The sequence below is a fragment of the Marinagarivorans algicola genome (assembly GCF_001292705.1).
Lineage (GTDB): Bacteria > Pseudomonadota > Gammaproteobacteria > Pseudomonadales > Cellvibrionaceae > Marinagarivorans > Marinagarivorans algicola.
Genome location: NZ_LGAK01000048.1, coordinates 30,089 through 42,040, shown reverse-complemented (window position 1 = coordinate 42,040; position 11,952 = coordinate 30,089). Strand labels below are relative to the sequence as shown.

9 protein-coding genes are annotated in these 11,952 nt (G+C 45.7%); 1 reads left to right on the top strand and 8 read right to left on the bottom strand.

The window, feature by feature from the left end; all coding sequences use genetic code 11:
• Positions 1–265: 265 nt before the first annotated feature.
• The 7 genes from AC438_RS13865 to grpE all read right to left on the bottom strand — a co-directional run bounded on the left by AC438_RS13865 (position 266) and on the right by grpE (position 9,067).
• Positions 266–1,285, bottom strand: coding sequence for a hypothetical protein (locus AC438_RS13865; protein ID WP_053981865.1), 1,020 nt, complete (start codon positions 1,283–1,285; stop codon positions 266–268).
• A gap of 1,070 nt (positions 1,286–2,355) precedes the next feature.
• Positions 2,356–3,159, bottom strand: coding sequence for a serine O-acetyltransferase (gene cysE, locus AC438_RS13855; protein WP_053981863.1), 804 nt, complete (start codon positions 3,157–3,159; stop codon positions 2,356–2,358).
• A 106-nt stretch (positions 3,160–3,265) separates the two neighbouring features.
• On the bottom strand, positions 3,266–4,072 hold the full coding sequence (gene dapB, locus AC438_RS13850; RefSeq protein ID WP_053981862.1) for a 4-hydroxy-tetrahydrodipicolinate reductase: 807 nt from the start codon (positions 4,070–4,072) through the stop codon (positions 3,266–3,268).
• 150 nt (positions 4,073–4,222) lie between these two features.
• Positions 4,223–4,819, bottom strand: a complete 597-nt coding sequence (locus AC438_RS13845) for a DUF502 domain-containing protein (protein ID WP_053981861.1) — start codon at positions 4,817–4,819, stop codon at positions 4,223–4,225.
• Positions 4,820–5,106: 287 nt separating this feature from the next.
• Positions 5,107–6,231 carry a molecular chaperone DnaJ gene (dnaJ, locus tag AC438_RS13840; protein WP_053981860.1) on the bottom strand — a complete coding sequence of 375 codons (1,125 nt, stop codon included), beginning with the start codon at positions 6,229–6,231 and terminating at the stop codon, positions 5,107–5,109.
• Between the two features lie 119 nt (positions 6,232–6,350).
• Complete coding sequence (gene dnaK / locus AC438_RS13835; protein ID WP_053981859.1) at positions 6,351–8,273, bottom strand: molecular chaperone DnaK; 1,923 nt, start codon at positions 8,271–8,273, stop codon at positions 6,351–6,353.
• A 188-nt stretch (positions 8,274–8,461) separates the two neighbouring features.
• Complete coding sequence (gene grpE, locus AC438_RS13830) at positions 8,462–9,067, bottom strand: nucleotide exchange factor GrpE (RefSeq protein WP_156312598.1); 606 nt, start codon at positions 9,065–9,067, stop codon at positions 8,462–8,464.
• Between the two features lie 228 nt (positions 9,068–9,295).
• On the opposite strand from grpE, the gene recN reads away from it, so the two are divergent.
• Entirely contained in the window at positions 9,296–10,963 is a 1,668-nt protein-coding gene (recN, locus tag AC438_RS13825) for a DNA repair protein RecN (protein WP_053981857.1), read from the top strand.
• An 82-nt stretch (positions 10,964–11,045) separates the two neighbouring features.
• On the opposite strand, the gene ispD is transcribed toward recN, so the two are convergent.
• On the bottom strand, positions 11,046–11,789 hold the full coding sequence (gene ispD, locus AC438_RS13820; protein WP_053981856.1) for a 2-C-methyl-D-erythritol 4-phosphate cytidylyltransferase: 744 nt from the start codon (positions 11,787–11,789) through the stop codon (positions 11,046–11,048).
• Between the last annotated feature and the right edge of the window lie 163 nt (positions 11,790–11,952).

The window sequence follows — 11,952 nt, the reverse complement described above, 5'->3', positions numbered from 1 at the left end:
ACCTGTAAGTAAACTTTTGAGTGAGTGTCCCTGCAAGTTTTAATGATCGGTGGAGTTAATCATTGGGGCTGCAAAATCTTGGAGCTTTTGAACAATACCGCCTTGTTCACGCTCGATGGCGTTAATATTCAATTGAGTCTCGTCATCGTTGGTGAGTCACGCTGAAACGAGGGCTCGCGATTAATGGCGTAATAGTGCCGCTAAAAACCTAAAAAAGCCGTTACACCTAGGCGTAGCGGCTATAAAATAGCGCCGTATTAAAAACCTATTGCAACACGTCAGGGTCATTCAGTAAAACATCATGCATCTCGGGTATTAGCTGCCCTTTTTGCCCTGCGCACTCACTGGTACTGGGAAAGCCTTTTTGCCACGTGAGCTTGCTGGTTTTTAACCAGTTTTTTATTGTTGCGCTGTCGGTTTTTTGTGGGAGATATTCGCTGGTTACGCCAGTTTTGAGTGTGGCTTGGGCTGTAAGATTTTGCTCATAATGCACAAATGTATCTTTTAGTTTAGTGAAGCCTTGAACGGAATTATTGATTAAATGAGATTCATATAACTTGCGCCACACTAAAATGTCAGGGTGCACATCACCATCAAAATTGCCAATAAAAATTTTGGCATAACCACGGTAACCCGGCAGGCGATAAGGGTGTAAAGAACTGGCTACCATGGCAGATTGGTACTGCGCAGTAGCGTCTGCATTTTTTAATGGTCGCAGGTTAAACGTTGCTGTTTCCGTAGTACTTAACCAGTCAGCAATGCTGTAACGTATCATGAATACCGTTTTTTCATAGCTAGGCGAAAACATCACTAAGTCATTGCCTAAAAAAAGAATCAGCTCAGCAGCCCCATCACCCTCTATATCACCATAACGTAGCGGACTGTCATCTAAACATCCCAGTGATGAATGATAGGCATTAACCCCAAAATCCATTTCGCCTAGTTGGTGATTTGTTAACCGAAAAGGTATTTCTGGTTCGATTGATTCATAAGGCCAGCGGGTAAGTGGCCAATTGTTTTCTGTAATACGCCCTTCAGTTTTAATTTTTTGGATTGATGGTTTCGTTGAAAGTGAATATACATATACTCCTTTATCTAAATAGGCGTTGATAGATTCATCTGGCTCTACCACTCTTAGCCCCTGCCTGGCAACAGCATAAGCGATTGAGGTATTCCATAAACTAAACTTATTACTTTCTGATATACCAATACCAACTTTGCTATTTTCAAAACTATGTACAACACAGGAAGTCAAAGATAAGAAAATTAATAATAAACACTGCATTATGGAAATCCTGTTAAGCAATTTATACGATTAACGTTATGTTATATAGCTGGCGCACTGGCCCTGAGCTTTAAACACGTTCCAATAGAGCTATACTCAATCGGCTTAACATAATAAGCGCAGCCCTTAAGCACAAATATGAAAGGTATAAAAACCAAGGCGAGCTTCATTAATCGTGTCATTCAGGTAAATGCTCCCCATACCCATCCTGAGTGCCAGTCATATAGTTAAAACAAAATAAATCAATCGAATTGCCGTTGAAGCGCTGCCCAGAAGAAAAGCCTATTATATCCGGCCGAAAGGGCGTCATTACCCCCAAACTTTTAAGTGAATGTCCCTGCAAGTCACTCAAGAATCACACCAACACAAGTCATCCCTTTACGATCACGATCTTTCCTCAACACTTGAGATATTTAGCGTCGTAATTTGCGGCCGTAGTGTAGGCACGAAGCGCCGAAACAGAGGTCCAGTGAACGAGGCAGGATACTTTGTTATGACTTTTTACTTTTAGCATTCTTTCACTGCCTATATTTATGCCACTTAGCGGAAGTCAATTTTAATTTTCCGCGAACTCCAGTCAGCGGTGTTCATTTGGGTATTATTGGCTTTCTCCACTTAATTAGACTTTTAAGAAGCACTACGATAAATATAGCCAGCCAAATGACTGCTTCTACTAGATAGAGCCCTAGTGGTAATACGAACTCTAAAGTTGGCCCTATCAAAAATATTACGGCCTCAACTAGCGTCATAATTAGCCCGATAAATAATCCCATTATATCGTCAATGAAAGCTAGTTCCTCCTCGGCTCATAAAAGTTTATTAGATGTAACTTAGGCGACATTAACATCCGTTCTGACCTAACTCATTTAAAGACGTGAACACTGCATTTACCAATGCTAGAGCACAAGGGTGCCGCGCGAATCTATCTTGTTACACGCTTTTCACAAAGCTGGCCCGCGCGCCCTATAACACAGATATTTATGCCACCTAAGAACGTATATATTACAACAGTCAGCCCTAGCCTTCGTGACTTCTAGCCGTCGAGTATTGACCAAACAGCCAAAGCTAGCTTATTGCTCCTTACAAGGCTCATCGCAACTAATTTCATGGTTCATGTCCAGCGCTGGTGATGCGCTCATAGGTCGCCCAATGACTACTGCCGGTACACCTGCTACAGTTGTGTGCGCCTCTACGGCTTTAAGTACCACGCTGCCCGCACCGACTTTCGCATTCTCGCCAATTTCGATATTCCCTAAAATTTTAGCACCGGCACTAATTAGCACGCCTCGGCGTACTTTTGGGTGTCTATCACCATTTTCTTTGCCCGTACCACCCAGTGTGACTTCTTGCATAATTGAGACGTCGTCTTCAATCACTGTGGTTTCACCAATCACAATACCGGTTGCATGGTCGAGCATTAGGCCTTTGCCTAGCTTGGCAGCAGGATGAATATCAACACCAAAAATTAAGGCAATCCGACTTTGAAAAAACAATGCCAAGCAATGGCGATTTTGGCCCCATAGCCAATGCGCAATACGGTAACTTTGTAAAGCCTGAAAGCCTTTAAAATACAGTAGCGGATATAAATAATTATCGCAGGCTGAGTCGCGCTCAAAAACAGCCTGTAAATCATGGCTCGCCGACTCCACAATCGTAGATTGCGCTGATAACGCCGACTCAACCACATCACGCACTTGCAGATCAGAAACCTCTGAACCGCCTAATTTATTGGCCAGCAAATAACTTAAAGCGGCACACAGTGTGTCATGGTTTAAAACTGTTGCATGTAAGAAGCTCGCGAGCGCGGGCTCTTTTACGGCATGTTCACGGGCTTCATCCGCAATTTTTTGCCATAAGATATTCGTCGAGGGCATTTCAGCTCCTTTGTGGCGGTATGAGTCACCGCATAAAAACAAACTAGAAGGCGCTAACACATGACTGATCGCGCTAATAAAGAGATAGCCGAGCTATACAGTACGCTTATTGCAGGTTGAGTACATCTTGCATATCAAATAAGCCCGCAGGCTGCCCAGTTAACCATTGAGCGGCTCTCACTGCACCCCGTGCAAATGCCATACGACTTGTGGCTTTGTGTGTAATCTCTACACGCTCGCCATCCGCTAAAAAGCTTACCGTATGATCACCCACAATATCGCCGCCGCGCACAGTAGCAAAACCAATAGTCTTACGATCGCGGGCACCGGTTTGACCTTCGCGACCATACACAGCCACCTGGTCAAGGTCCCGACCGGTTGCCTTGGCCAACACCTCCCCCATGCTTAACGCGGTCCCTGAAGGGGCGTCAAGCTTATGTCGGTGATGGGCCTCATAAACTTCGATATCAACGTCATCACCTAAAACCCGCGCAGCTACATCCAACAATTTAAAGCACAAATTCACACCGGTACTAAAATTTGAAGCCAAGCACAGCCCAATGGTTTTTTGATACGCGAGTAACGCTTCTTTTTGGCTGGCAGAAAAGCCTGTTGTGCCAATAACCATACCTTTGCCGTTGGCAGCACAGAGTTGGGCATTCGCTAATGTTGCCTCTGGCAGTGTAAAATCAATCAACACATCAAAGGTATCGCACTGCGTGCTAAGATCGTCGCATGTTAGTAGTCCGACCTTGCCAATACCGGCTAATTCACCCGCATCGACACCCAATAAAGAGCTCCCAGCGCGCACAGTCGCGACGGTAAGCTCAGCTGTATCACTGAGATGCACCGCTTCAATTAAAATTTTGCCCATACGTCCGTTAGCGCCTGCAACGGCAATTCGTACTGTCATAAATTTACATCCAACAATTCATTATTTATCTATGGCTACGCGCATATATAACGGCGCTGCACCTATTGGTTGTCACTATCGAGTGACGCATTTCACGCAAAAAAACACCTCAGTAATAGCATGTACTCCCACAACGGTGCTCATTCTACATCACGACTCTTTTTTAGGATGCGTAGCCGAATACTTAGAGATATGAGCGGTGAGCACTTGCTGCATCGCGGTTTTTACCGGTATATCCACATGCTCACAACGCTCTGGCGGGACTAGCAAGGTATAGCCTCCGACTTGATAACTCATCGGCAAATAGACCGCCACTAACCCGCTATGCTGTGCAATCGTCAGATTATCGTTGGTAACAAACCCCATTAAGCGTAAGTCGTTATCTAGCGTAATGACCACAACGCCCTGCATTGCACGCTCTTTATCACCTGCGACTAATTCCATAAAATCGCGCACCGTATTGTAAACTGTTTTAATGAGTGGTGTATGACCTACCAGCTCGCCAAACCAGCGCAAGACATGTTTAGTCACATACGCCTGTGCCAGTATGCCGGCCAAAAACACCAATATCACAGCCGATGCTACACCCATACCCGGCAAATAAGCACCCTCGGGCAATACCCACTGCAAAGGGGTTTTGAGCAAATTTTCAGCCTTAAAAAAAAGCCAATAAATTAAACCAAAGGTAATAACCAGCGGCAATGTGAAAACCAAGCCTTTTAAGAAAATATTTAATACAAACCGCATACATCACCCTAGAGCTACCCAAAAATCATCATAATACTCAGCCAAGCTGACCAAATTCACCTGATAGGGTGCTGATAGATTATTTCCTGAGCCTTTAAGTGCCGGCAGCGCTTATATAGCGCCCATAGATAGCTTGAGCGGCCCAGACAATGATTCATCAGTACCCAATTTCGATACCGCTGAATAGTGACACATAATCAACCGTTGCATAGTAACGAGATAACGAGAGGCATAAAAAAAGCCCGCAGCATATTAAAACACTGCGGGCCCTTTATAGATATAGACGCTTAAAGCTTCATATCACCAAAAAAATTTTTCATACCAGCAAACCAGCTAGATTGCTTAGGCGAATGCTTATCACCAGTCATCGAGTCTTTTAGCTCTTTAAGCAGCTCTTTTTGCTTTGATGATAAGCTAATCGGCGTTTCGAGTACAACACGGCACAGTAGGTCACCGGCTGTACCACCGCGCACAGGTGTTACACCTTTGCCGCGCAAGCGAAATAATTTACCGGTTTGTGTTTCAGCAGGTACTTTAAGCTTAACTCGGCCATCGAGTGTAGGCACCTCGAGCTCGCCACCTAAACAGGCATCAAAGATACTAATAGGCACTTCGCAATAAAGATTTTTACCGTCGCGCTGAAAAAACTCATGCTCTTTGACAGACACTTGAACATATAAGTCGCCAGTTGGACCGCCATCGGTTCCGGCTTCGCCCTCACCAGACAGACGAATGCGATCACCGGTATCCACACCCGGCGGCACTTTAACACTCAGTGTTTTAGTTTCTTCTACACGCCCTTGGCCATGACAGTTAGAGCAAGGTTCACCAATTTCTTTGCCTTTGCCGCGGCACGTTGGGCACGTTTGCTGTACCTGAAAAAAGCCCTGTTGCATACGTACCTGGCCAACACCACCACAGGTTGTACAGGTTTTAGGCTTAGTGCCTGGTTTAGCACCCGAGCCATCACATGGCTTACAGCTGACTAACGTCGGCACTTTGATCTTAACACTGGTTCCTTTAACGGCCTCTTCTAAACCAAGCTCGAGCGTGTAGCGTAAGTCAGAACCGCGTGCAGGTCCGCCACGTCTACCGCCGCCTCCGCCGCCGAAAATATCACCAAACACATCACCAAAGATGTCACTAAAATTACCCGAGCCGCCGCCATAACCACCACCGCCGCCACCTTCTAAGCCGGCATGACCATACTGGTCATAAGCGGCACGCTTTTGTGAATCAGAAAGAATTTCGTAAGCTTCGCTCGCTTCTTTAAATTGCTCTTCTGCTTCAACATCACCAGGGTTCCGGTCAGGGTGGCATTTCATAGCGATTCGTCGATAGGCTTTTTTCAGCTCTTTATCATCGACGCCCTTAGAAACACCGAGCACTTCGTAATAATCACGCTTAGACATGTTGGAGATTTTGCCTGTTGTTTATAAAAGGAAAGCAGAGCTGCGCTCTGCTTTTGAAAATATCAGTACTCACACCGAGTGCACGCACACTTAGCGGTGCGGGCACTCAGTACTCATACTTACTTGTCTTCTTTCACTTCTTCAAATTCAGCATCAACTACGCCGTCATCAGCTTGCTCAGCGCTCGCTTGCTCATTAGCGCCCTCTGTTGCTCCAGCAGCTTGCTGCTCTGCGTACATTTTTTGTGCTAAGCCGCCAGAAGCTTCACTCAGTTTTTTGGTGGCTTCTTCCATTTTTTCTTTATCTTCACCTTTAACCGCTTCTTCGGCTTCCGTTAAGGCAGCAGTAATGGCAGTTTTTTCTTCTTCAGAAGCTTTATCACCCGCTTCTTCTAACGTCTTTTTGGTCGCATGAATTAAGCCTTCAAGCGCATTGCGTGCACTGACAACTTCTTCAAATTTGCGATCACTCTCGGCGTTAGCCTCAGCGTCTTGTACCATTTTTTCGATTTCTTCATCACTTAAACCTGAAGAAGCCTTAATAACGATAGACTGCTCTTTACCAGTGGCTTTATCTTTCGCCGATACATTCAAAATACCGTTAGCATCGATATCAAACGTCACTTCAATTTGTGGCATACCACGAGGTGCCGGTGGGATATCCGCCAAATCAAAACGCCCTAATGATTTGTTGCCTGAAGCTTGTTTACGCTCCCCTTGTACAACATGAATAGTCACAGCGGTTTGATTATCTTCAGCCGTTGAGAACACTTGCGATTTTTTAGTGGGGATAGTCGTGTTTTTGTCAATTAATGGTGTAGCAACGCCACCCATAGTTTCAATACCCAAAGTTAATGGGCTAACATCAAGCAGTAATACGTCTTTAACATCACCCGCTAATACCGCCCCTTGAATGGCAGCACCCATAGCAACAGCTTCATCAGGGTTAACATCTTTACGCGCTTCTTTGCCAAAAAACTCAGCCACGTACTTTTGTACCATTGGCATACGTGTTTGACCACCCACCAAAATAACGTCGTCAATGTCGCTTACACTCAAATCGGCATCAGCTAACGCCACTTTCAACGGCTCAAGTGAACGTTTAACGAGCTCTTCCACTAATGACTCAAGCTTGGCACGGGTCAACTTCATGACTAAATGCTTAGGGCCTGTGGCATCGGCAGTGATGTACGGCAAGTTGATTTCGGTTTGCTGGCTAGAAGATAGTTCAATTTTGGCTTTTTCAGCGGCTTCTCTTAGGCGCTGTAACGCTAATGGATCATTGTGCAAATCAATGTTGTTAGAAGCTTTAAACTCTGCGGCCAAATATTCAATCAGACGCAAGTCAAAATCTTCACCGCCTAAAAAGGTATCACCATTGGTGGCCAATACTTCAAATTGATGCTCGCCATCGACGTCAGCGACTTCAATGATCGAAATATCAAACGTACCACCCCCTAAGTCGTATACAGCAATCGTGCGATCACCTTCGGCTTTGTCCATACCATAAGCTAATGCAGCCGCAGTAGGCTCGTTAATAATACGCTTAACATCTAAGCCTGCGATTTTACCGGCATCTTTTGTTGCTTGACGTTGCGAATCATTGAAGTAAGCCGGTACAGTAATCACGGCTTCGGTAACGGTTTCGCCAAGATAATCTTCGGCGGTCTTTTTCATTTTTTTGAGGACTTCAGCCGATATTTGTGGTGGTGCTTTTTTATCGCCTTTAACTTCAACCCAAGCGTCGCCGTTGTCGGCTTTAACAATTTTATAAGGCACCATCGAGATGTCTTTTTGAACAACATCATCAGTAAACTTACGGCCAATTAAACGCTTAACAGCATGTAATGTATTTGTAGGGTTAGTCACCGATTGACGCTTGGCGCTTTGACCCACCAAAATTTCATTATCATCGGCAAAAGCGACGATAGAAGGTGTTGTACGATCGCCTTCGGCGTTCTCGATAACTTTGGCTTTACCACCTTCAAGAACAGAAACACACGAGTTGGTTGTTCCTAAATCGATACCAATGATCTTACCCATAATTTTCTCCTCGCGGCTAATGCCGGATTTTCAGTGAGCCATACGGCTCAAAATCAATATTTAAATATGTTTCGCTGGATGTGCAGCGCTGCTGGCTGCCTTATCTTTTGGCTTGCAAGCTATATTGTTGCGCGCCGCTAATTTTCAACTGTTAAACACAAATTTTTTAAGGTTTTTCTCACAAAGTCTTACGGCGCTTTACTCACAACCACCATCGCAGGACGCACAAGACGACCATTCAGGGTATAGCCATTTTGAAAAACATTAATCACTGTGTTGGGCTCCACGTTAGGGTCGGGCACCATAGACATCGCTTGATGAAATTGCGGGTCAAACGGCTCGCCAGCAGGGTTAACCGCTTCAACATTGTGACGCTTTAGCGCGTCCACGAGCGACTTAAGGGTTAAGTCAACACCTTCGATCAGGGTTTCTATATGGCTTTGCTCACCTTGTGTTTGCTCACCTTTTGCCGCCTCAATAGAGCGCTCTAAGTTGTCGACTACCGGTAGCATGTCATTAACAAATTTCTCTAACGCGAATTTATGTGCTTTTTCAACATCTTGCTCGGCTCGACGCCGGGCATTTTGTGCCTCTGCTGCTGCGCGTAACGCTTGCTCATTGGCATTAGCTGCCTGCTCTTTTAATGCAGCAATCTCGGCGTGCAGCAGCGCCACTTCATCTTGCTCAACGATCTCTTCTGCCTCTGAGCTCAACTCTACTTGGTCGTCTTGCAACTGCTCATCAATGGCGCCTTCGGCTTGTAAGTCTTCGACATTAGATGGATCTTTGCTCACGATTGCTTCTCCTAAACGATAAGTATCTAAAATGGTATGGGTAGTAAAGACAAAGGCTATTTAGAGCCCCAGCATAACGATGCTGCACTTAATGGGGACTGCAACGAGTGATTCAAGGCTTTTGCTTAAAATGCACGAGCTTTGCTAAGACAAAACACTGAATATTGGAAAAAAGCAAAAAAGTACTGTATAAATAACCACTAGACTCTACTTCTGGCAGGCACCTTTATGCTCACTCATCTTGATGTACACAACTACACATTGGTTGATGAATTAAACCTCGAAATAAAATGTGGCCTCACAACACTGACTGGCGAAACAGGTGCCGGTAAGTCTTTGCTGTTGGATGCGATTGGCCTAGCCATTGGCAATAAGGCGCGCGGTGATGCCATTAGCGATCCTACCAATAATGCCGAGGTGACCGCCTCTTTTGAATTAAGTCATCAGGTGATTCAAGCCAAAGTACAGCAATGGCTAAGCGATAACGGCCTGCCAGCACAATCCGATTATCAGCTCAAGCGCATCATTACGCCGCAAGGCCGTTCGCGCTGCTTTATCAATGGCCGCGCCGTAACACTCACACAACTGCAACACCTAGGGGCACTATTGGTTAACATTCATGGGCAACATGAGCATCAAGCATTACTTAACCACCACACACAACGCAAATTGGTTGATACCTATGGCAACTACCCACATTTAACCCAAGCTGTAAAAGATGCCTTTAACCACTGGCAAAGCGCCCAAAACGCACTGCGCCACGCCCAGCAACAAGCCGACGCCATGAGCGCGCAATACCAACTCTTAAAATATCAGGTCGAAGAACTTGAACAGCTTAATTTGCAAGCTGATGAACTACAAAACCTTGAAGCCCAACAAAAACGTCTTGCCAATGCCGAGGCTAGTCAAAGTATTAGCCAAAACATTATCGATACCAGCCGCGACAACGAATTTAGCATTCAAAATCAGCTCACACACATTATCGGTCAAATCAAAGAGCTACAAAAATTAGGGCTTAATAGCAGCGAAGCTTATGAACTATTTAATACCGCCTTAATTCACAACCAAGAAGCCGTCGATGCCATCGAGCAATTTGCACTATCGTTTGAAGGCGACGAGTCGAGTTTACAAGCCATTGAATTACGCCTTTCCGAAATTTATACGGTTGCACGCAAACACAAAATCAACCCCGCAGCGCTGTATAGCCATCAACAGGAACTACTGGCAGAGTTTGCCCAGCTCAACAATAGCGACGAACACATTCAAGCACTAGAAGAAGCCGTGAACGAAGCCCAAGCCACCTACAATCACAATAGCCAACAACTGACGGCAGCGCGTGTTATTGCCGCTAAAAAAATCAGCAAGGCTATTAATCAGCACCTTAAAACATTAGCTATGAGCGATGCCAATTTTTGCATTACCTTTGAGCCACTCACCCAGCCGAGCCAACACGGCGATGAAAACACCACTTTTTTAATTAGTACAATCCCTAACAAACCGCCTGCGCCTTTACATAAAATTGCCTCTGGCGGTGAGCTTTCACGTATTGGTCTGGCCATTCAGGTGGCCACCGCTACAACGCACACCATTCCAACCCTCATTTTTGACGAGGTCGATGCAGGCATTGGCGGTACAACGGGTAATGTGGTCGGTAATTTATTACGGAAACTGGGTACAAATGCGCAGGTATTGTGCGTCACGCATTTAGCACAAGTAGCGAGCAAAGCTCACAATCACCTTTTAGTCCAAAAAAGCAAATACAAAAACAGTGTGCGCTCTACCATCCAATATTTACAGCATGACGCTGTCATTAGCGAAGTGGCTAGGATGGTTGGCGGGCCAGTAGACACAAAAGCCTCGCTCGCACATGCGCGTGAAATGCTCAATAGCCGATAAAAGTACCACAGATGATCGCTATGGACTAAACCGCACACCCCCCGTAAGATCAGTTAGCCCAGTCGCTACAACGGGTAAAGATTTAGCGCCGCTGCTGCGTTAATATAAATTCGGCCAGAGCCAAATCTTCTGGCTGGGTAATTTTGATATTGGCGCGCGAGTCGCTCACCAAACGTACGTTACCGCCTACCCATTCTATGGCGCTGGCCTCGTCGGTGATAAGGTGCCCTTGCGCGAGGCTTTCATCAATAGCATCACGTAAAACCTGCGCCGGAAAACACTGCGGCGTGTGCGCCTGCCATAAATGCTCGCGCGGCACCGTACTCACAATCGCACCGTCTTGCGCCCTTTTGAGTGTATCTGCAATAGGCGCCCCCAAAATAGCACCGGTGTACTGTGCCGCCGAGCGCAAACACACATTCATCAACTCGCGCAAGGCCGCATCGGCCACACAAGGCCTAGCGGCATCGTGTACCAATACCCAATCAGTGTTATTAAAGTGGGAAATATCACTTAAATACTGCAAGCCCTTAAGTACTGACTGGGCGCGTTCACCACCACCGGTTGTTGTGTGCACCCGTGGGTTAGAAGCAATATCTAGTCGCTTAAAGGTATCATCACTTTCGGCCAAGCATACAATCACACCCAGTAGTTGAGGTAACGCTAACAACTTGTTTAGCGTTACCTCAATGACGGTTTGGCCTGCCAGCCTTAAATATTGTTTTGGAATATGCGAACGCATCCGCGAACCGACACCCGCCGCCGGTACAACAGCCCAAAAATGCGGCGAAGGTGAAGGGTGATTCGTTGAAATAGATAAAGGCATAAAAAACTAATAACAAAAGGAAAATAACAATACCACGCGGTCTATCACTGACATCCGCATCAATATCACAATAAAACTAAAAAAATTACTCTTCAGAGGCACTGAAATTAGGCGCCATACCAGCACCCTAGGCGCTTAAATGCCCAGAAATAATCCATCAGTC

Excerpts from the sequence above, each read along its gene's own strand:
- AC438_RS13865 (WP_053981865.1), bottom strand. The coding sequence starts at position 1,285 with ATGCAGTGTTTATTATTAATTTTCTTATCTTTGACTTCCTGTGTTGTA.
- cysE (WP_053981863.1), bottom strand. The coding sequence starts at position 3,159 with ATGCCCTCGACGAATATCTTATGGCAAAAAATTGCGGATGAAGCCCGT.
- dapB (WP_053981862.1), bottom strand. The coding sequence starts at position 4,072 with ATGACAGTACGAATTGCCGTTGCAGGCGCTAACGGACGTATGGGCAAA.
- AC438_RS13845 (WP_053981861.1), bottom strand. The coding sequence starts at position 4,819 with ATGCGGTTTGTATTAAATATTTTCTTAAAAGGCTTGGTTTTCACATTG.
- dnaJ (WP_053981860.1), bottom strand. The coding sequence starts at position 6,231 with ATGTCTAAGCGTGATTATTACGAAGTGCTCGGTGTTTCTAAGGGCGTC.
- dnaK (WP_053981859.1), bottom strand. The coding sequence starts at position 8,273 with ATGGGTAAGATCATTGGTATCGATTTAGGAACAACCAACTCGTGTGTT.
- recN (WP_053981857.1), top strand. The coding sequence starts at position 9,296 with ATGCTCACTCATCTTGATGTACACAACTACACATTGGTTGATGAATTA.
- ispD (WP_053981856.1), bottom strand. The coding sequence starts at position 11,789 with ATGCCTTTATCTATTTCAACGAATCACCCTTCACCTTCGCCGCATTTT.